Raw genomic sequence first — 19,039 nt, 5'->3', positions numbered from 1 at the left:
TGCCAACAGCGCTGCTGACGGGCGCGCGCCTGCCCTGCGCTGTGTCTCAACTCACGGCGTCGGCGCGAGCACGGACAGCAACAGGTAGGCCACCGGCACGGCGAACACGATCGAGTCGAGCCGGTCCATGATGCCGCCGTGGCCCGGCAGGATGTTGCTCATGTCCTTGATGCCGAGATCCCGCTTGAGCAGCGACTCGGCCAGGTCACCGAGCACCGCCGCGACCGCGATCACCACACCGAACACCGCACCCCACCAGGGCGCGACGTCCAGCAGCGCCCACAGGATCGCCGCGCTGCCCGCACCGGCCGCCACCACCGAGCCGCCGAAGCCCTCCCAGGACTTCTTCGGGCTGATCACCGGCGCCATCGGGTGCCTGCCGAACAGCACGCCCGCGACGAAGCCGCCGGTGTCGGAGAGCACCACCGCGGCCAGCGTCGCCACGATCCGCCACTGCCCGTCCGCGGGCGTGGTCAGCGGCGCGGCGAAGCCGAGCAGGAACGGGACGTACACCATGATCAGCGCCGCGGCGCCGATGTCGCGCTGGTAGCCGGCCGGGCCGTCGCCCATCCGCCACACCATGGTGGCCAGCACGGTGATCAGCAGGCCGATGCTCAGCGCGTCGACGCCCGCGTACCAGGCCAGGCCCATCATCGCGACCGAGCCGCCGAGCAGCGGGAGCAGCGGCGGGTTGGCGCCGGAGCCGCGCACCGCGCGGGCCATCTCCCACACGCCCAGCCCGGCCGCGGCGACCAGGATCAGCACGAAGAACTGCTTGGCGAAGAACAGCGGGGTCAGGATCACCGCGAGCAGGCCGACGCCGACCGCGATGGACAGCGGCACGTTGCGGCCCGCCCGGCCGTAGTCCTTCTTCGGCTCGGCGGGCTCGGGCGCACGGCCCTGCGGCTCGGCGCCACGGTCGGCACGGCGGCGGCCGGCGCGCGGCGGATCGGCGGGCGCGTCGGAGGGGTCGGTATACGCGTCGGGCGCGGCATCGTGGGGGTGCCGCGCCCAGGAGGCGCCGGACCGGCGAGGGTCCGTGTCGTATGGCTCGCTCATCAGACTTCGAGCAGCTCGGCTTCCTTGTGCTTGAGGAGCTCGTCGATGTGCGCGACGTACTTGCCGGTGAGGTCGTCGAGCTCCTTCTCCGCGCGGCGCACCTCGTCCTCGCCCGCCTCGCCGTCCTTGACGATGCGGTCGAGCTCCTCCTTGGCCTTGCGGCGTACGTTGCGGATCGCGATCTTCGCGTCCTCGCCCTTGCCCCGCGCGATCTTGGTCATGTCGCGGCGGCGCTCCTCGGTCATCGGCGGGACCATGATGCGCAGCTGGGTGCCCTCGTTGCCGGGGTTGACGCCCAGATCCGAGTCGCGGATGGCCCGCTCCATCGCACCGATCTGGGAGGTGTCGTACGGCTTGATGATCACCATGCGCGGCTCGGGCACGCCGATCGACGCCATCTGCGGCAGCGGCGTGGGCGTGCCGTAGTAGTCGATCACGATCTTGGAGAACATCGCCGCGTTGGCACGCCCCGTGCGGATCGCCGCGAACTCCTCCTTCGCGTGCTCGACCGCCCGGTCCATCTTCTCCTCGGCCTCGAGGAGCGTGTCGTCGATCACGGGCCTCTCCGTCTCTGATCGTGTGCCGGGCGGGCCCGGCGGTCGCGGCGGCCCGGTGGGGCCCGCTCCGCGCCGCGCCGGGTCGCCGGTCACTGATTGCGGCTGTGCTCTGTCTTCGATCATCCGCCTGACGGCGGCCTCATGCTCGTATCACGTCCGAGCCCGCGCCGACGTGTCCCGCGCGAACGCGTACCCGTACGGCGCGCGGAGCCCGTCCGCACGCGGCCATAGGGTACCGCTCGCCACGGCGGCCGCTGCGCGAGCCCGCCCCGCCGTCAGGAGGCGGTGATCAGGGTGCCGATCTTGTCGCCGCTCACCGCGCGCACGATGGTGTCGTCGCCCTCGGCGCCGAAGACCAGCATCGGCAGGCCGTTGTCGGCGCACAGGCTGAACGCGGCGGCGTCGGCCACCCGGATACCCTGGCGCAGCACCTCGCCGAAGGTGATGTTGTCGATCTTCGCCGCGTCGGGGTTGGTGCGCGGGTCGGCGGTGTAGACCGCGTCCACGCCGTTCTTGCTCATCAGCACCACGTCCGCGTGGATCTCCAGCGCGCGCTGGGCGGACACGGTGTCGGTGGTGAAGTACGGCATGCCGGCGCCGCCGCCGAAGATCACGACGCGGCCCTTCTCCAGGTGCCGGATCGCGCGCAGCGGGATGTACTGCTCGGCGACCTGGGCCATCGTGATCGCGGTCTGCACCCGCGTCTCGATGCCCTCCTTCTCCAGGAAGTCCTGCAGCGCCAGGCAGTTCATCACGGTGCCCAGCATGCCCATGTAGTCGGCGCGCGCCCGGTCCATGCCGCGCTTCTGCAGCTCGGCGCCACGGAAGAAGTTGCCGCCGCCGACCACCACCGCGACCTGCACCCCGCGGCGCACCACCGTGGCGATCTGGCGGGCGATCCCGGCCACGACGTCCGGATCGACCCCTACCTCGCCACCGCCGAAGACCTCGCCGGAGAGCTTCAGCACCACCCGGTTGAACTGGTGTCCGGACATCAGCACCCTCTCTGCTCACCAACCTGCGACCGCGCAGGCGGTACGGAAAAGGGAGGCCGTGGCTGCCACCGACGACCTCCCTTCTTACTGCTTTCCGCTCGGGGCGGCTCAGGCCTGGCCGACCTCGAACCGCGCGAAGCGGGTGACCTCGATGCCGGCCTCGGCCAGCACCTGCTTCACCGTCTTCTTCTGGTCGCTGACCGACGGCTGCTCGATCAGGACGAAGTCCTTGAAGAACGAGTTCACCCGGCCCTCGACGATCTTCGGCAGGGCGGCCTCGGGCTTGCCCTCCTCGCGAGCGGTCTGCTCGGCGATGCGGCGCTCGGACTCGACGATCTCGGCCGGCACCTCCTCGCGGGTGACGTACTTCGGCCGCATGGCCGCGATCTGCATCGCGATCGAGCGGGCGTCGTCCGCACCGGCCTCGTCGGTCTTGCCGGTGTACGCGACCGCGACACCCACCTGCGGGGGCAGGTCGGCGCTCTTGCGGTGCATGTACACCGCGACGTCGCCGTCCAGCACCGCGAAGCGGCCGATGACCAGCTTCTCACCGATCTTGGCGGACTGGTCCTGGATCAGGTCGGCGACGGTGCCGTCACCGATCTTGCTGGCCAGCAGCGCCTCGACGTCGGCCGGCTTGGTGGCGGCGACGTGGGCGACCAGCTGGTTGGCCAGCGCGATGAAGGCGTCGTTCTTGGCGACGAAGTCGGTCTCGCAGTTCAGCTCCAGCAGCGCGCTGCCCGAGTGGGCGACCAGACCGTTGGCGGTGGTGCGGCCGGCACGCTTGCCGACGTCCTTCGCGCCCTTGACGCGCAGGATCTCCACAGCCTTGTCGAAGTCGCCCTCGGCCTCCTCGAGCGCCTTCTTGCAGTCCATCATGCCGGAGCCGGTCAGCTCACGGAGCCGCTTGACGTCTGCAGCGGTAAAAGTGGACATCAGTTCCCTCTTTGGTAGAAGACTTCGCAAGTCGTACCACACGGTGCGGGCTCATGACCCGCACCGTGTGACAGCGGGTCACTCAGCGGCGGCGGCGGGCTGCTCGGCCGGCTTGTCACCGGTCAGCAGCTCCTGCTCCCACTCGGCCAGCGGCTCGTCGGCCGCGACGGTGCCGGGCTCCGGCTTCACGTCGCCGCCACGGGCGGCCTTGCCGGAGCGGGCGATCAGGCCGTCGGCCACCGCGCTCGCGATGACCTTGGTCAGCAGCTCGGCCGAGCGGATCGCGTCGTCGTTGCCCGGGATCGGGAAGTCGACCTCGTCCGGGTCGCAGTTCGTGTCCAGGATCGCGATCACCGGGATGCCCAGCTTGCGGGCCTCGTCGACGGCGATGTGCTCCTTCTTGGTGTCCACGATCCAGACCGCGGCCGGGAGCTTCTGCATGTCCCGCAGACCACCGAGGGTCTTGGTGAGCTTGGTCTTCTCCCGCGACAGCTGCAGGGTCTCCTTCTTGGTGTACCCCGCGGCGGTGCCGGTCAGGTCGATCGACTCCAGCTCCTTCATGCGCTGCAGCCGCTTGTACACCGTCTGGAAGTTGGTGAGCATGCCGCCCAGCCAGCGGTGGTTGACGTAGGGCATGCCCACGCGCGCGGCCTGCTCGGCCACGGCCTCCTGGGCCTGCTTCTTCGTGCCCACGAAGAGCACGGTGCCGCCCTCGGCCACGGTGTTGCGGACGAAGCTGTACGCCTTCTCGATGTAGTCGAGCGTCTGGCGCAGGTCGATGATGTAGATGCCGTTGCGCTCGGTGAAGATGAAGCGCTTCATCTTCGGGTTCCAGCGACGGGTCTGGTGCCCGAAGTGAACGCCGCTCTCCAGCAGCTGGCGCATGCTGACAACAGCCATGTCAGGCCAATCTTCTCGGCACGGCGCGAAACCGTGCGTTCCCTGGTTGAACCGGCGGCCGGTGGCCGCCGCCTGGCGCCCGGTCGTCGGCCATGGTGGAACCCCGCGAAGCGAGGACCAGGGAGGCCGCCGCCCAGCCTGTCGAAGGCGGGAGGGCGCGCGAAGTCGACCACGAGTTGTGGTCGCGAGAGTCAAGTGTACGCGGTGCCCCGGGCCGCTCTCGCCCGGGACACCGCATGCACGGATCACGCTTCAAGGAGCCCGTAGCGGGCTCCGCATGTCACAGCTCAGGCCGCGGTGCCCGCGGCGAGCAGCAGGCCGAGGCCCACAAGCAGGTAGACCAGCGGGGTGCGCAGCCACACCCGGGGGCCCTGGAACTGCACCGCGGTGGCCGCGCCGGTGGTCACCGCGTACAGGCCGACGGCCAGGAAGGGCAGGCCGAGCATGGCCAGCAGCGGGGCCAGCGCCGGGCCGGCCGGGCCGTCGAACGCGCCGTCGAGCAGCGAGCGCGCCATCATCAGCTCACCAATGCCCGCGACCACGCCGAACAGCACCAGCAGGGCGGGCCGCTTGCTGCGGTAGATGCCGTCGGAGTCGCTCACCGAACGGCGCACCGCGGCGGCGTCGACGGTCGAGGTCGGCTGCTGGATCGGGTCCGGCGCGCCGCCCAGCATCGGCGGTCCCGCCGGGGACATCGGCGGCCCGGCCGGGGACATCGGCATCGGGGGCGGCAGGTCGGCCGGGCGCGGGCCGCGCGGTGCGAAGCCCGGGTCCGGGGGCGGCAGCTGCTCGCCCGAGCGGGCGCCGCGCGGCGCGAAGTCGGGGTCCACCGGCGGCACCGAGCGCGGGCCGCGCGGCGCGAAGTCCGGGTCGGCCGGGGCCTGGTAGCGGTCGCGGCCGCGGTCCCAGTCGTCGCCGCGGTCCCACTCGCGGTCGTCGGCGCGCTCGCGGCCGCCCGAGCTCAGCTCGGCCAGCGAGGCGTAACGGGCGTCCCCGCCGGAGCGCGGCGCCGGGACGCGGGAGTCCCCGTCGAAGTCGTACGAGTACTGGTCGGGCGTGCGCCGGTCGTCGCGGCCGCCACGCTGCTCGCGGAACGAGCTCCAGTCGGCGAAGTCGTCATGTCCGTCCACGGGCGCCCACCGTAGAGGAGTTTTCACCTCGGCGCCAACAAGCCGTCCCAATAACAGATCAACTGCATGATCAGGCGCATATCCCCAAGCACCGCTCCATCCACAGCGGACGGAGGCGCGTGATGGCCTCCGGGCGGCCCGCACGCCCATGCTCGGCGGCCATGACGAAGGTGACACAGGCCGTCGGCGCCTGGGGAGAACGCCTGGCCGCCGCACATCTGCTGGCCGCGGGCATGGTGCTGCTCGACCGCAACTGGCGCGGCGCGGCCGGGGAGGTCGACATCATCGCGCGCGACGGCGACGCAGTGGTCTTCTGCGAGGTGAAGACCCGGCGCAGTGCGACGTACGGCACACCCGCCGAGGCGGTGGCGCGGGCCAAGGTCCGGCGGCTGCGGCAGCTCGCCGCGCAGTGGCTGGCGATCACCGGGGTACGCCCCGCCGAAGTGCGCTTCGACGTGGTCAGCGTGTACGCCCGCCGCGGCGCCGAGCCGGTCGTGCAGCACATCCGCGGCGCGTTCTGATGAGCTACGCGAGAGTCCTGTGCGCGGCGCTGGAGGGTGTCACCGGGCACCTGGTCCGGGTCGAGGCGGTGCTCGCCAACGGGCTCCCCGGGGTGCTGGTCTCCGGCCTGCCCGACGCCGCGCTCAACGAGGCCCGGGAGCGGGTCCGCGCCGCCATCACCAACTCCGGCGAGACCTGGCCCCAGCGCCGCATCACCGTCAACCTCGACCCGGCCGACCTGAAGAAGAGAGGTTCCGGTTTCGATCTTGCTGTCGCGTTGGCCGTCCTCGGCGGCACCGGGACCCTGCCGCTCGTCGCGCTTGACGGCGTGCTCGTGCTGGGTGAGCTGGGCCTGGACGGCTCCGTCCGGCCGGTGCGCGGGGTGCTGCCGATGGTCGCCGCGGCCGCCCGCCACGGCGTCACCGAGGCGATCGTGCCGCTCGGCAACGCCGCCGAGGCCGCCCTCGTGCCCGGGGTGCGCGTGCACGCGGCGGACACCCTGAACCGCGTCACCGGCTTCGTACGCGGCCGCAACACGCTGCTCGACCCGCCGGACACGCCGCCCCCGCCCCTCGGCCCGGAGCCGGACCTCGCCGACGTCGCCGGGCAGGAGATGGGCCGGCTCGGCATCGAGGTCGCCGCCGCGGGCGGGCACCACCTGGCGCTGTTCGGGCCGCCCGGCGCGGGCAAGACCATGCTCGCCCAGCGGCTGCCGTCGCTGCTGCCCCGGCTGGACGACGCCGCGGCACTGGAGGTGACCGCGCTGTACTCCGTCGCGGGCGTGCTGCCGCCCGGGGCGCCGCTCATCCGGCGGCCGCCGTTCCAGGCCCCGCATCACACGGCCTCGTTGGCGTCGCTGGTCGGCGGCGGCAGCGGCCTGGCCCGCCCCGGCGCGCTGTCGCTGGCCCACCGCGGGGTCCTGATGCTCGACGAAGCCCCCGAATTCAGCCGGCAGGCCCTGGACACGCTGCGCCAGCCGCTGGAGGACGGCATCGTCACGCTCGGCCGCACCCGCGGCATCGTCGCGTACCCGGCCCAGGTGCAGCTGGTGCTCGCCGCCAACCCGTGCCCGTGCGCCCGCCCGGTCGGCGACGTCGCGTGCACGTGCAGCCCGCACGCCCGGCGGCGGTACCTCGGCCGCATCTCCGGGCCGCTGCTCGACCGGATCGACATCCAGCTGCAGCTGCCCCAGGTGAAGGCGGCCCACCTGTTCACCGACCTCGCCACGCGCGAGCCGTCCCGCACGGTCGCGCAGCGGGTCGCCGCCGCCCGCGCGGTCGCCGCCGAGCGCTGGACCGGCCTCGGCGCGCGCTGCAACGCCGAGGTGCCGGGCACCGTGCTGCGCCAGCGCCGCTGGCGGCTGCCCGACACGGACACGGGCGAGCTGCGGCACCGGCTGGACACCGGCGCGCTGTCCGCCCGCGGCCACGACCGCGTGGTGCGTCTGGCCTGGACGCTCGGCGACCTGGCCGGGCTGGACCGCCCCGGCGCGGCCGAAATCAACATCGCCCTCCAACTGCGCACAGGAGCCCTGACATGACCCGTCCCGAACCCACCCCGACCGATCCCGAACCCGGCGCGCCGGACGGCGTCGACACCCTGACGGTCCGCGACGCACGCATCGTGCTCGGTTGCCTCGTCGAACCGGGCAGCGCCGCGCTGCACCGGCTGGTCAGCGCGCACGGACCCGTCGAGGCGCTGGACCGGCTCGCGTCCGGGCTGGAGTCCGGACCGCTCGCCGAGGCCGCGGCGCTGCGCCTGCAGGGCCGCCCCGCCGCCGAGCTGGCCGGGCGGCTGTGGGAGCGGGCCGCGCGGCTGGGCGTACGCGTCATCACTCCGGAGTCCGCCGAATGGCCCGCGCAGCTGGCCGACCTGCGGCACATCAGCCGGGACACCTCGTCCACCATCGACCGGGACACGTTCCCGCCGCAGAGCATCTGGCTGCGCGGGCCGCACGCGCTGGGCGAGGTGGCCGGGCGCTCGGTCGCACTGGTCGGCGCCCGCGCCAACACCGTGTACGGCGCGCACGCCGCGGCGGAGCTGGGCTACGGCCTGGCCGATCGGGGGTGGACGGTGCTGTCCGGCGGCGCGTACGGCATCGACGCGGTCGCGCACCGGGCCGCGCTGGCGGCGAGCGGGCTGACCGTGGCGGTGCTCGCCTGCGGGGTGGACCGGCCGTACCCGCTGAGCAACAGCGCCCTGTTCGAGCAGATCGCCGAGGAGGGGCTGCTGATCAGCGAGTGGCCGCCGGGCACGGCGCCGTTCAAGATGCGCTTCCTGGTGCGCAACCGGGTCATCGCGGCGCTGGCGCGAGGCACGGTGCTGGTGGAGGCGGGGGCGCGCAGCGGCGCCCGGCAGACGCTGCGGCGGGCCCGGGAGCTGGGCCGGGCGGCGATGGCGGTGCCGGGACCGATCACCTCGGAGATGTCGGTGGGGTGCCACGAGGAGCTGCGGCGCGGGCCGGACGAACCGGTGCGCCTGGTCGCCTCGGTGGATCACATCCTGGAGGAGGTGGGCGGGATCGGCGATCTCGCTCCCGTGCCGCGCGGCGCGGAACAGCCGCTGGACGCCCTCGACCCGGTGGAACGCCAGCTGGTCGACGCGGTCCCCCGGCGCGGCACCGCCCACGCCACCGAGATCGCCGCCGCGGCCGGGGTCTCCCTGCGCGACGCCCTGGCCCGGCTCCCCTCCCTGGCCCTGCGCGGCCACCTGCGCGAACAGTCCGGCGCCTACTCCCGCCCCCGCCCGGCCCGGCGGCCCACCCCCTGACCCGACCGGCCCCGTCCGGGGCGCTGCGGGCGAAGATCGCGGTCTCGTGTCGGAAGGTGTGGCTCAGCCTCACTTTCCGACACGAAGCCGCGATCATCGGCCGCCCCGGTGCGGTGGCGGGCCGGGGCGGGGTGGGGTGGGGTGGCCAGGCTGTGGGAACGGGGGTTCGGGGCCTGTGGTGGGGGGCCGGGGCGGCCTAGACTCCGGTTACGTGATCACCTCTCGTGTAGCACCCGCCCCGCTGGACGGCAGCCGTGACCTGTTCGCGCTGGACCCGGCCGTCGCGCACCTGAACCACGGCTCGTTCGGCGCGGTGCCGGCCCCGGTCCGGGCGGCCCGGCAGCGCCTCATCGACGAGCACGACGCGAACCCGGTGCGGTTCGTGACCAACGCGGGGTTGTGGGAGCGGGTGGCGGCGGCCCGTGCCACGCTGGCCGCTTTCTGCGGCGCGGACCCGGACGACAGCGCGCTCGTCGCGAACGCCACCACCGCGACCGCGCTGGTGCTGGCGGCCGTCGCGCCGCGGTCCGGCGACGAGATCCTGGTCACCGACCACGGCTACAACGCGGTCCGGCTGGCGCTGACCGAGGTGGCGCAGCGGCACGGGGTGCGCGTGGTGACGGTCCCGGTCGAGCTGGACTCGACCGACGCCGAGACCGCCGAGGCCGTGCTGTCGAGGGCGAGCGAGCGCACCTGCCTGGTCATCGTGGACCAGGTCTCGTCGGCGACGGCGCAGCGGCATCCGGTCGGCGCGATCGCCGCCGCGCTGCGCGAGCGCGGCGTGCCGCTGCTCGTGGACGGCGCGCACGCGCCCGGCATGCTGGCCCACCCGGCACGAGGCCTGGAGGCCGACTTCTGGGTCGGCAACCTGCACAAGTGGGGCTTCGCGCCCGCGGGCACGGCGTTGTTCCGGGTCGCACCGTGGTGGCGGGAGCGCATGGTGCCGCTGGTCGTCTCGCACTCGCAGCCGGACGGCTTCCCCGCCTTCCTGGAGCAGCAGGGCACGGTGGACCACAGCCCATGGCTGGCCGCCCCGACGGGCCTGAGCCTGTTCGAGCGGTACGGCTTCGACACGATCCAGCGGCACAACGCGGAGCTGGCCGCGTACGGTCAGCGCGTGGTCGGCGAGGCGCTCGGCGTCGACCCGACGGAGCTGCCCGACCCGGGCGAGCACGTGAGCATGCGGCTGCTGCCGGTGCCCGACGGCCTGGTCACCGATCACGACGCGGCGGCCGCGCTGCGCAACCGCATCGCCGACGAGCTCGCCGCCGAGGTCAACGTGATGGTCTGGCGGGACCGCGCGTTCGTGCGCCTCAGCGCGCAGATCTACAACCGCGCCGCCGAGTACGAGCGGCTCGCCGAGGGCCTGCCGGCGCTGCTGCGGAAGTAGGCAGCAGCCGGACCCGGCCGAGCCCCAGCACGGTCAGCGGGTCGAGGTACACCGGCCCCCGCCGCAGCCCCCAGTGCAGGCAGGCCGCGGCGGGGCAGCCGGGGTGACCCGCGGTGAGCGTGCCCAGCGCCTCCCCGCCGACGACCTCGGCACCGGCCTCGACCGACACGTCGACGGGCTCATAGGTGGTGCGCAGCCCGCCCGGATGGTCGATGCTGACGACGCCGCGCCCGGCCAGGCGCCCGGCGTACACGACGGTGCCGGCGGCCGCGGCCAGCACCGGGGTGCCGGGCGCGGCGGCGAGGTCGACGCCGCGGTGCCCCGGCAGCCACCGCTCCGGCGGCGGATCGAACAGGCGCATCGGCCGCGGCGTGCCGACCAGCGGCCACCGCCACCCGCCCGCGGCGGCGAGGGACGAGACGGCGCGGGCCGTGGCGGGCGGGACGTCGGGTGGGGCCACGACGGAGGTGGCCACGAGCAGCAGGACCAGCGTGGCCCGGATCGGTTTCATGGCGGCAGCCTGCCGGGCGGAGCCACGACGGCGCCACGGGTGCCGGCGCGCACCTGTGGACAACCGGGTGGTTGTGGACAACCACCCGGTGAGGTCCGCGGTGTGCTAGGGGCCGTACGTCAGAAGCCGCCCTCGGCGGGCAGGGAGATGTCGGGCTTCTCCAGCTCCTCGACGTTCACGTCCTTGAACGTCATTACGCGGACGTTCTTCACGAAACGGGCAGGACGGTACATGTCCCACACCCATGCGTCGTGCATCTCGACCTCGAAGTAGACCTCGCCGTCGGAGTTGCGCACGTGCAGGTCAACCTGGTTGGCCAGGTAGAACCGCCGCTCGGTCTCCACCACGTAGGAGAATTGGCGCACGATGTCGCGATACTCCCGGTAGAGCTGCAGCTCCATGTCGGTCTCGTACTTCTCGAGATCCTCTGCGCTCATCGCTCGCCCTCCTGCGGCCACGTCCTGCCGATGAACCGTACCGCGCCGTGCCACGCGGCGCGCGTTTAGCCACGGAGGGGGCCCGGCACCGTCAGCTCGGTCATACCCTGCGTGACGGCGCGACCGCGCCCCGCTCGCGCCACGTTCTGATACGAACGCCGGTGCACCGGGCTGGGCCCGTGCTCCTCCAGCGCGGCCTGGTGCTCGGCGGTGCTGTACCCCTTGTGCAACGCGAAGCCGTACTGCGGATACACCATATCGAGCTGGGTCATGATGCGGTCACGGGACACCTTCGCCAGCACGCTGGCGGCCGCGACACAGGCCGCGACCTGGTCACCCTTCCACACGGCGAGGCCCGGCACGCCCACCCCGTCCACCGGGAACCCGTCCGTGAGCACGTACGACGGCCGGGGCTGCAGCGCGGCCAGCGCCCGGCGCATCGCAGTGAGGTTGCACACGTGCAGGCCGCGCTTGTCGATCTCCTCAGGCCCGATCACCACCACGGCGTGCGCCACCGCCACCGCGAGCACCTGCTCGTACATCCGGTCACGGGTCGCCGCGGTGAGCAGCTTCGAATCGGTGAGGCCCTCGATCTCGGCGCGCTTCGCCTCAGGCAGCACCACCGCGGCGGCCACCAGCGGGCCCGCACAGGCTCCCCGCCCGGCCTCGTCGGCTCCGGCCACCACCAGGAAGCCGCGCCGCTGCAGGGCGCGTTCGAGCGCGTACACGCCGCCGTCGACGCGCAGCACGGGCCGGGACGGGCTCAGCACTCGCCCACCCCCGCCCCGCGCAGCACCTCGACCAGGTCCGCCGGGTAGTAGACCTCGTCGGTGCCGCGCAGCTCGGCCGCGCTCCACCAGCGGTGCGTGTGCACCCAGGCCCGCTCGACCTCGTCGAAGCCGCTGGTGTCCACGCTCCACTGCGGCACGCGTACCAGATAGAAGTCCTGCTCCTGACGGTAGGCGACACCGGCGAACGAGAACGAGGTCACCTCGGAGTGCACCGGGCCGCCCAGCCGTTCGGCGGGCACGGCCAGGCCGGTCTCCTCGAACAGCTCGCGTGCGGCGGCCTGCGCGGTCGTCTCGCCGTCGTCGAGGCCCCCGCCGGGGGTGAACCAGTACTGCGTGCCGGGCCGGTGCGGGTCGCTGCCCTGGAACAGCAGCACCCGCTCGGCCGCGTCCACCAGCAGCACCCGCCCGGCACGCCGGCGCCGGGGTTCGGCCTGCGGTGCCACCTGCATGTCATGGAGCCTAGTTCGTACGCCCTCGGCACGCCCGCCCGGCGGCGGGGTCACCGCCCGGCCGCCGCCGAGGGCGCCGGCACGCCCGAGAACGTCTCCGGCACGGTCAGCCAGGTGGTCCGGTTGAACGGCCAGAACAGCACGAAGGCCCGGCCGATCACGGCATCGACCGGCACGGTGGCCTCCTCGATGTTCTGGCCGTGGTTGTTGTAGTTGGCCAGCGAGTCGCCGGAGGCCTCCCGGTGGTCGCCCATCACCCACAGCCGCCCCTCGGGCACGGTGATGTCGAACTCCTCCGGCGCCATCCGGTTGCCCGGGTACACGTACGGCTCGTCCAGCGGGTGGCCGTTGACCTGGATGCGGCCCTGCGGGTCGCAGCACACCACGCGGTCGCCGGGCACGCCGATCACGCGCTTGATGTAGTCCTCGTGCTCCGGGGTGTTACGCCAGCTCTCCGGCGAAACGAAGACGATGATCTCGCCGCGCTCCGGCGTGCGGAAGTCGTAGACGAGCTTGTTGACCAGCACCCGGTCGTCGACGAGGAGGGTCTCCTCCATCGATCCCGACGGGATGAAGAACGTCTGCACCACGAACTGCCGTACCAGGAACGCCACGATGATGGCCACGCCCAGCAGGATCGGCAGTTCCTTCCAGAACGAACCCTTGCTGCTTTTGGTCTGCTCGTCAATCACGCACGGAGCCTACGCGGCGAAACTGAAAACGACGATCACCCCTGCTGTGTTGCACGGGCGCGTGTAATCCTCCGGCGCAGCAGGGCCGCGCCGAGCAGCACCGGAGCCACCAGCGCCAGCTCCGGGGCGGGCGCGGGCGTGGCGGTCCCCGCGGCCAGCGCCGGGTCCGGCACCTTGTCGAACACGTCCTGGCGGGCCACCGAACCCCACCGGTCGAACGGCAGCGCGACCACCATCGCCTTGCCGATCACGTCGTCGATGGGCACCTGGCCCTGGCAGCGCGAGTCCTGGGAGACCAGGCGGTGGTCACCCATCACGAACAGCATGCCGGGCTCCACGGTGACCTCGGCGAACTTGCGTGAGTTGCAGCTCTTGTCGGCGGTCGTCTCCAGCGACGAGTTGCGCACCACGTAGGGCTCGTCGATCGGGACGCCGTTGACGTATATCCGACCCTCGACGTCGCAGCAGGACACCCGGTCGCCGGGCACCCCGATGACGCGCTTGATGAAGTCCTTCTCCCCCGGCTGGCTGATGCCGACGAGGTCGCCGACGGTGCGGCCGAGCTTGGAGAAGAAGCCCGCGTTCGTGTCGTTGCCGTTCTCGGGAGCCCAGTTGTCGGGGCCCTTGAACACGATGACCTCACCGCGCGTGGGGTCGCGGAACTCGTACACCACCTTGTTGACCAGCACCCGGTCGCCGACCTGGAGGGTGTCCTCCATGGAACCCGACGGGATGTAGAAGGCCTGCATCAGGAAGGTGCGGATCAGCACGGCCAGGCAGAACGCCACCACCAGCAGGAGCGGCAGCTCCTGCCACAACGGCATGCCCTTGCGGCCGCGACGGCTGCGGCGCCGGCGCTTCTTCCACTGCTCGCCCGTGAACTCGTCGTGGGATGCCCTACGGCTGGGAAGGAGTGCCACAACTGCCGCCGCTCGTGAAGTTCGCCACCGGATGTCGGCCGTCAGCCTAGAAGACCAGAGAACTTTTCGGGAGTACCGATCTGTTCATGACACGGGACTGACATCCGCGGGTGACAACGGCGACGGGCGGCGACACCCGGAGGTGTCACCGCCCGTGAACGGCGTCGGCCGGGTCTCAGGAGACCTTGGCGTCGCGCAGCTCCTTGATCTTCGCCTTCTTGCCGCGCAGGTCGCGCAGGTAGTAGAGCTTCGCACGGCGCACGTCACCACGGGTGACGAGCTCGATGCGGTCGATCGCCGGGCCGTGGATCGGGTAGGTGCGCTCGACACCCACGCCGAAGCTCAGCTTGCGGACCGTGAAGGTCTCGCGCAGGCCCGAGCCCTGGCGGCGGATCACGACGCCCTGGAAGACCTGGATCCGGGAGCGGTTGCCCTCGACGACCCGGACGTGCACCTTGAGGGTGTCACCGGCCCGGAAGGAGGGGATGTCCGCCCGCAGGGAGGCGGCGTCAAGTGCGTCCAGCGTGTTCATCGCTGCATCCTTGATTCTCAGCGCACCGTCGTCCGGTGCGCGTGTGGGCGATACTGACCCCGCGCGCACGCCAACCCTGAGGCGGCGTGGGTCCGGGGTCCTCGTCGTCGTGCACGGCGTGCCCGAGCGACGGCAGACGTCACCGTCCGCGGACGGCGACCTCCCTACTCTGCCACATCGACCGGCCGGGCGGGAAATCCGGCCCCGTCGAGTAGGGCGAGGTCACGCTTGTCGAGCGCCGCGCGGTCCAGCGCGGCCAGCAGGTCCGGCCGCCGGGTCGCGGTACGCAGCAGCGCCTGGTCGCGGCGCCAGCGGGCGATCTTCCCGTGGTCACCGGAGCGCAGGATGTCCGGCACGTCGTGGCCCCGCCAGGACTGCGGCTTGGTGTAGACGGGCGTCTCCAGCAGGCCGTGCGCGTGCGACTCGTCGGCCAGCGACTCGGCGTTGCCGAGCACCCCCGGGATGAGCCGGGTGATCGCCTCCATCATCACCAGCACGGCGACCTCGCCGCCGAAGAGCACGTAGTCGCCCAGCGACACCTCGCTGACCGGCATGCGCTCGGCGGCGTGATCCAGCACCCGCTGGTCGATGCCCTCGTAGCGGCCGCACGCGAAGATCAGGTGCGGCTCGCGGGCCAGCTCGTACGCGGTGGCCTGGGTGAACGGCGCGCCCGCCGGGCTCGGCACGACCAGCCGCGCCGGGGTGCCCGCGGGCGCCAGCGCGTCCAGCGCCTCGCCCCACGGCTCGGGGCGCATGACCATGCCCGGCCCCCCGCCGTACGGGGTGTCGTCCACCGTGCGGTGCACGTCGTGGGTCCAGGTGCGCAGGTCGTGCAGGCGCAGGTCGAGCACGCCGGTGGTGCGCGCCTTGCCGATGAGCGACAGCTCCAGGGGCGCGAAATACTCGGGGAAGATGGTGACGACGTCGACGCGCAAGCTCATGCCGGGCCCGTCACAGGTCGAACAGCCCGCCGGGCGGGTCGACCAGGATCCGGCCGCCGGCCACGTCCACCTCGGGCACGATCGCGCTGACGAACGGGATGAGCCCGGTCCGGCCGTCGGGCATCCGCACCACCAGCAGGTCCGAGGCGGGCGCGTGCTCGATACGGGTGACCTTGCCCAGCGCCTCGCCGCCGACCGTCACCACGTCGAGCCCGACCAGCTGGTGGTCGAGGAACTCGTCCGGGTCCTCGGGCGGCGCGACGTCGGCGGAGTCGACGTTGAGGACCGCGCTCTTGGCCAGCTCGGCCATGTTGCGGTCGGGGATCTCCGCGAAGGTGACGATCAGCTTGCCCGAGTGCGGGCGGGCCGACTCCACCGTGAGTGTCCCGGGCAGCCCCGCCACGGTGGGCTCGACGAGAAGCGTCGAGCCCACCGCGAAGCGCTGCGCGGGCTCGTCGGTGCGCGGCTGCACCAGGACCTCGCCCCGGATGCCGTGCGCGCGCACGACGTGTCCGACGATCAGAAGCATGAGCCGCTGAACGCCGTCAGAAGGCGTCGACGATGTCGACGCGGATGCCCTTGCCGCCGACCGAGCCGACCACCTGGCGCAGGGCACGCGCGGTCCGGCCGCCCCGGCCGATGACCGTGCCGAGGTCCTCGGGATGCACCCGGACCTCGAGCCGCGGCCCGCGGCGGTTGTCGACCAGACGCACCCGGACGTCGTCCGGGTGATCCACGATGCCCTTGACGAGGTGCTCCAGCGCGGGCCGGAGCGCTGCGTCAGCTCTGCTGCTCGTCGCCGGCCGCAACGGCCTGCTCCTCAGCCTTGGCCTCAGCTGCCGGCTCGGCAGCCGTCTCCACCTTGGCGGGCTCCGCCTTGGCGGCCTTCTTCGCCGGGGCGGCCTTCGGGGCCTCGAGGCCCGCGGCAGCCTGGGCGGCGGCCTCGTAGGTCGCCTTGCGGTCGGCCTTCGGCGCCGCGACCAGCAGCGGCGGCGGGGCCGGCAGGCCCTTGAACTTCTGCCAGTCGCCGGTCTTGGAGAGGATGGCGATCACGGACTCGCTCGGCTGCGCGCCGACCGACAGCCAGTGCTGCACCCGGTCCGACTTGACCTCGATCACCGAAGGGTCTTCCTTCGGCTGGTAGATGCCGATGTACTCGATCGCCTTGCCGTCGCGCTTGGTGCGCGAGTCGGCGACGACGATGCGGTACTGCGGGTTGCGGATCTTGCCCATCCGCAGAAGCCGGATACGAACGGCCACGTTTTTACGCTCCTGTGGGAATCGATGTGAGCGCCATCGCCCTGCGTGGGGTTGCCGGGCTCCGTTGCTCGAGACATCGCCGCGCACCGGAAGTTAGAGGGCAGCCGGAAACGCACCGATAATCAGCTAGCCATTGTGCCAGACGGATCTGTCCACACCGCGCGCGGGCGGTCCCAACCCGCTGTGCGCCGCGGCACGGGCCACGCCGCGCCGGGACGGAAGTCACACCAGGTCCCGTCGAACGGGAACGCGCCCGACGACGCGATCTCGATCAGCCGCTCCCCGTCCGCGCGGATCGCGGCCGCCTGGGCGGCGTCCCAGTAGTGCGGGTGCCCGGTCCGGGCGGCCAGCTCCGACTCGTCCTTCCAGCGCCAGCTCAGATCCGGCTCGACCAGCACGTCGAGGGCGTTGTCGGCGAAGTCCACCCCGCACACCGCGCCGTCGCGCCAGCGCACGAAGGGCTCCTCCAGGTTGCCGTACCAGCTCAGGAAGCGCCCTTCCCGGAAGAACCACCACACCGACCACGGCTCCCCCGGCCGCTGCCACACCAGCAGATCGTTGCCGGCCCACACCAGCGGCCGCAGCTGCGTGTCCGGACCTAGCTCGTCGAGGGTGCCATCGTGGTGGGTACGCCCGTCGGCGGTCATGATCCGCCAGTACGTCGCACCGGCGGGCTGCCACAGCAGCAGCCCTCGCTCACCGTCCTCGATCACACGGGTGGCCTGCAGGAACGTGATCCGCCCACCGCGCCAGCACCGGCGCAGCACGGTCTGTCCGGGTTCGAAATACATACGCCGGGACCATACCGGCGCATCCGGCGGCGCGAGGTCCGCGAATCTGCGGATGATCGCCGTTTCGTGTCGAAACCTAAGGTCAGGCCCGAGGTTTCGACACGAAACGCCGATCATCACCTTGGGCGGGCGGCATTGACCGGACGGACCGGTCAATTTCGGGCGCGGGGGCGGTCCCAGCCGGCCGGGACCTCGGTGGGGACGGTCCAGGACGGGTCTGGCTGGAAGTCGCACCAGGTGCCGTCGAACGGGAACGCGCCCGCCTCGATCAGCTTCACCACGCGCTCGCCCTCGGCGCGCACCGCCTCGCCGTCGGCCACCCAGTAGTGCTGCGGATACGCCAGGCGCTCGGCGAACTCCTCCTCGTCCTTCCAGCGCCACGACCGGTCCGGCGTGACCACGATGTCGAGGTCCTGGTCCACGATGTCGACCCCCGCGACGTGCCCGTCGTCCCAGCGCACCCCGGACTCCTCCAGGTTCACGTACCACCGGGTGAACCGGCCGTCCTCGTCCCGGAAGAACCACACCGAGTGGTCCTCGCCGCGGGGCAGCCACTTGAGCAGGCTCGGGCCGGTCCAGGAGACCTCCCACAGCTTCGTCTCGACGCCGATCCACTCCGCGAAGGGCATCGAGCGCAGCCCGCGCCGGTCCACCGCCAGCCGGTCCAGCATCGGGGCGCCGCGCGGCACCCAGAGCAGCAGGCCCTGCTCGTCGTCGGCGGCCACCACGGCCGTCTTGAGCAGGCCGATGCGGTGGCCGTGGAAGTGACGGTGCAGGATCACCCGTCCTGGTTCGAAACGCATGTGCCAACCCTAGCCAAAGACTTGATTGACCAAGTCGTACGACACTAGAGTCGTTTCGTCGCGATGCACCGCAGCGGCCTGTCTCGGCCCGCTCGCACAGGGAGCGGGAATGGGTGGCACTCGTCCGGGCGACCGGGCCGGATCGACGAGCTTGCCACATACCTGAGTCATGTCCGTGCACCAACGCTCAGGAGGACTGGGAATGCAGATTCCCATCGAACACGGCAAGCGCATCCCCAAGATCGACGAGGACTTCAACTCGCTCGCCGAGCACGTCCGGCAGATCGCGGAGACCCAGCGCAGGCACACCGCCATCCTGGAACGCCACACCGTCTACCACCAGGAGCACCGCGCCGAACTCGCGGCCATGCGCAGCGAGCTGGCAGACACCCGGACTCACATGGACCTCCGCTTCACCGCGCTGGAGGACGACCTGGTGGGAGTCAAGACCGACGTGTCCGGGCTCAAGACCGACGTGTCCACGCTCAAGACCGACGTGTCCACGCTCAAGACCGACGTCGCCGGGCTCAAGACCGACGTCGCCGGGCTCAAGACCGACATGGCGGAGGTCAAGGGCACGCTTACGGTGATCCTGTCGCGGTTGCCGGAGCGTCCGGCGGAGTGACATAGGAAAAGGCGGCCTACCGGGTTCGGTGGGCCGCCTTTCGCGTTCAG

General features: G+C 72.1%; 24 protein-coding genes. 5 read left to right on the top strand and 19 right to left on the bottom strand.

Translation table 11 applies throughout. From position 1 onward, the window contains the following. Positions 1 to 51: 51 nt before the first annotated feature. From CS0771_RS11970 to CS0771_RS11945, 6 genes are all read right to left on the bottom strand, one after another. Complete coding sequence (locus CS0771_RS11970; RefSeq protein ID WP_212841041.1) at positions 52 to 1,059, bottom strand: phosphatidate cytidylyltransferase; 1,008 nt, start codon at positions 1,057 to 1,059, stop codon at positions 52 to 54. Beyond that, a complete protein-coding gene (gene frr / locus CS0771_RS11965; protein ID WP_203756083.1) occupies positions 1,059 to 1,616 on the bottom strand; it encodes a ribosome recycling factor in 558 nt (185 codons plus the stop codon). The genes CS0771_RS11970 and frr overlap by 1 nt, the downstream gene beginning before the upstream one ends. A gap of 275 nt (positions 1,617 to 1,891) precedes the next feature. Beyond that, complete coding sequence (gene pyrH, locus CS0771_RS11960; RefSeq protein WP_212841040.1) at positions 1,892 to 2,611, bottom strand: UMP kinase; 720 nt, start codon at positions 2,609 to 2,611, stop codon at positions 1,892 to 1,894. A 108-nt stretch (positions 2,612 to 2,719) separates the two neighbouring features. Beyond that, on the bottom strand, positions 2,720 to 3,547 hold the full coding sequence (gene tsf / locus CS0771_RS11955; protein WP_203756081.1) for a translation elongation factor Ts: 828 nt from the start codon (positions 3,545 to 3,547) through the stop codon (positions 2,720 to 2,722). A 78-nt stretch (positions 3,548 to 3,625) separates the two neighbouring features. Further along, complete coding sequence (gene rpsB, locus CS0771_RS11950; protein ID WP_203756080.1) at positions 3,626 to 4,447, bottom strand: 30S ribosomal protein S2; 822 nt, start codon at positions 4,445 to 4,447, stop codon at positions 3,626 to 3,628. 287 nt (positions 4,448 to 4,734) lie between these two features. Further along, a complete protein-coding gene (locus CS0771_RS11945) occupies positions 4,735 to 5,577 on the bottom strand; it encodes a hypothetical protein (protein WP_212841039.1) in 843 nt (280 codons plus the stop codon). Positions 5,578 to 5,738: 161 nt separating this feature from the next. On the opposite strand from CS0771_RS11945, the gene CS0771_RS11940 reads away from it, so the two are divergent. From CS0771_RS11940 to CS0771_RS11925, 4 genes are all read left to right on the top strand, one after another. Continuing rightward, complete coding sequence (locus CS0771_RS11940) at positions 5,739 to 6,098, top strand: YraN family protein (RefSeq protein WP_212841038.1); 360 nt, start codon at positions 5,739 to 5,741, stop codon at positions 6,096 to 6,098. Continuing rightward, positions 6,098 to 7,618 carry a YifB family Mg chelatase-like AAA ATPase gene (locus tag CS0771_RS11935; protein ID WP_212841037.1) on the top strand — a complete coding sequence of 507 codons (1,521 nt, stop codon included), beginning with the start codon at positions 6,098 to 6,100 and terminating at the stop codon, positions 7,616 to 7,618. Before CS0771_RS11940 ends, CS0771_RS11935 begins: the two co-directional genes overlap by 1 nt. Beyond that, the gene (dprA, locus tag CS0771_RS11930; protein ID WP_212841036.1) at positions 7,615 to 8,847 is read left to right on the top strand and encodes a DNA-processing protein DprA; all 1,233 of its coding nucleotides are present in this window, start codon (positions 7,615 to 7,617) and stop codon (positions 8,845 to 8,847) included. Before CS0771_RS11935 ends, dprA begins: the two co-directional genes overlap by 4 nt. Positions 8,848 to 9,058: 211 nt before the next feature. Further along, positions 9,059 to 10,237, top strand: coding sequence for an aminotransferase class V-fold PLP-dependent enzyme (locus CS0771_RS11925; protein ID WP_371821388.1), 1,179 nt, complete (start codon positions 9,059 to 9,061; stop codon positions 10,235 to 10,237). Here CS0771_RS11925 and CS0771_RS11920 read toward each other — a convergent pair. The 13 genes from CS0771_RS11920 to CS0771_RS11860 form a co-directional block, all read right to left on the bottom strand. Further along, positions 10,161 to 10,748, bottom strand: coding sequence for a murein hydrolase activator EnvC (locus CS0771_RS11920; protein WP_212841035.1), 588 nt, complete (start codon positions 10,746 to 10,748; stop codon positions 10,161 to 10,163). The genes CS0771_RS11925 and CS0771_RS11920 overlap by 77 nt on opposite strands. A gap of 119 nt (positions 10,749 to 10,867) precedes the next feature. After that, positions 10,868 to 11,185 carry a DUF2469 domain-containing protein gene (locus tag CS0771_RS11915; protein ID WP_203751208.1) on the bottom strand — a complete coding sequence of 106 codons (318 nt, stop codon included), beginning with the start codon at positions 11,183 to 11,185 and terminating at the stop codon, positions 10,868 to 10,870. 65 nt (positions 11,186 to 11,250) lie between these two features. Next, complete coding sequence (locus CS0771_RS11910; RefSeq protein ID WP_212841034.1) at positions 11,251 to 11,955, bottom strand: ribonuclease HII; 705 nt, start codon at positions 11,953 to 11,955, stop codon at positions 11,251 to 11,253. Beyond that, the gene (locus CS0771_RS11905) at positions 11,949 to 12,425 is read right to left on the bottom strand and encodes an NUDIX hydrolase (RefSeq protein WP_212841033.1); all 477 of its coding nucleotides are present in this window, start codon (positions 12,423 to 12,425) and stop codon (positions 11,949 to 11,951) included. Before CS0771_RS11905 ends, CS0771_RS11910 begins: the two co-directional genes overlap by 7 nt. A 50-nt stretch (positions 12,426 to 12,475) precedes the next feature. Then, positions 12,476 to 13,117: a signal peptidase I gene (gene lepB, locus CS0771_RS11900; protein ID WP_212841032.1), complete on the bottom strand. Its 642-nt coding sequence runs from the start codon at positions 13,115 to 13,117 to the stop codon at positions 12,476 to 12,478. A gap of 35 nt (positions 13,118 to 13,152) precedes the next feature. Then, positions 13,153 to 14,037, bottom strand: a complete 885-nt coding sequence (gene lepB, locus CS0771_RS11895; protein WP_244870739.1) for a signal peptidase I — start codon at positions 14,035 to 14,037, stop codon at positions 13,153 to 13,155. Positions 14,038 to 14,212: 175 nt separating this feature from the next. Next, on the bottom strand, positions 14,213 to 14,569 hold the full coding sequence (gene rplS / locus CS0771_RS11890; RefSeq protein WP_203751196.1) for a 50S ribosomal protein L19: 357 nt from the start codon (positions 14,567 to 14,569) through the stop codon (positions 14,213 to 14,215). Positions 14,570 to 14,733: 164 nt separating this feature from the next. Then, positions 14,734 to 15,504, bottom strand: a complete 771-nt coding sequence (gene trmD / locus CS0771_RS11885; protein ID WP_212845778.1) for a tRNA (guanosine(37)-N1)-methyltransferase TrmD — start codon at positions 15,502 to 15,504, stop codon at positions 14,734 to 14,736. Positions 15,505 to 15,520: 16 nt separating this feature from the next. Further along, positions 15,521 to 16,039 (bottom strand): ribosome maturation factor RimM, encoded by a 519-nt coding sequence (gene rimM, locus CS0771_RS11880; RefSeq protein ID WP_212841031.1) that lies wholly within the window; start codon positions 16,037 to 16,039, stop codon positions 15,521 to 15,523. Positions 16,040 to 16,055: 16 nt separating this feature from the next. Then, positions 16,056 to 16,319, bottom strand: a complete 264-nt coding sequence (locus tag CS0771_RS11875; RefSeq protein WP_120318507.1) for an RNA-binding protein — start codon at positions 16,317 to 16,319, stop codon at positions 16,056 to 16,058. Continuing rightward, positions 16,291 to 16,770, bottom strand: coding sequence for a 30S ribosomal protein S16 (rpsP, locus tag CS0771_RS11870; RefSeq protein WP_212841030.1), 480 nt, complete (start codon positions 16,768 to 16,770; stop codon positions 16,291 to 16,293). The genes CS0771_RS11875 and rpsP overlap by 29 nt, the downstream gene beginning before the upstream one ends. Positions 16,771 to 16,892: 122 nt before the next feature. Next, positions 16,893 to 17,561, bottom strand: coding sequence for a DUF402 domain-containing protein (locus CS0771_RS11865; protein WP_212841029.1), 669 nt, complete (start codon positions 17,559 to 17,561; stop codon positions 16,893 to 16,895). Positions 17,562 to 17,713: 152 nt separating this feature from the next. Continuing rightward, positions 17,714 to 18,364, bottom strand: coding sequence for a DUF402 domain-containing protein (locus CS0771_RS11860; RefSeq protein WP_212841028.1), 651 nt, complete (start codon positions 18,362 to 18,364; stop codon positions 17,714 to 17,716). 202 nt (positions 18,365 to 18,566) lie between these two features. Between CS0771_RS11860 and CS0771_RS11855 the strand changes: the two genes are divergently transcribed. Further along, positions 18,567 to 18,989, top strand: coding sequence for a hypothetical protein (locus CS0771_RS11855; protein ID WP_212841027.1), 423 nt, complete (start codon positions 18,567 to 18,569; stop codon positions 18,987 to 18,989). Positions 18,990 to 19,039 lie beyond the last annotated feature (50 nt).

Source organism: Catellatospora sp. IY07-71, from assembly GCF_018326265.1.
GTDB lineage: Bacteria > Actinomycetota > Actinomycetes > Mycobacteriales > Micromonosporaceae > Catellatospora.
The sequence above is the reverse complement of the archived record's forward strand: the minus strand, read 5'-3'. Positions and strand labels throughout refer to the sequence as shown.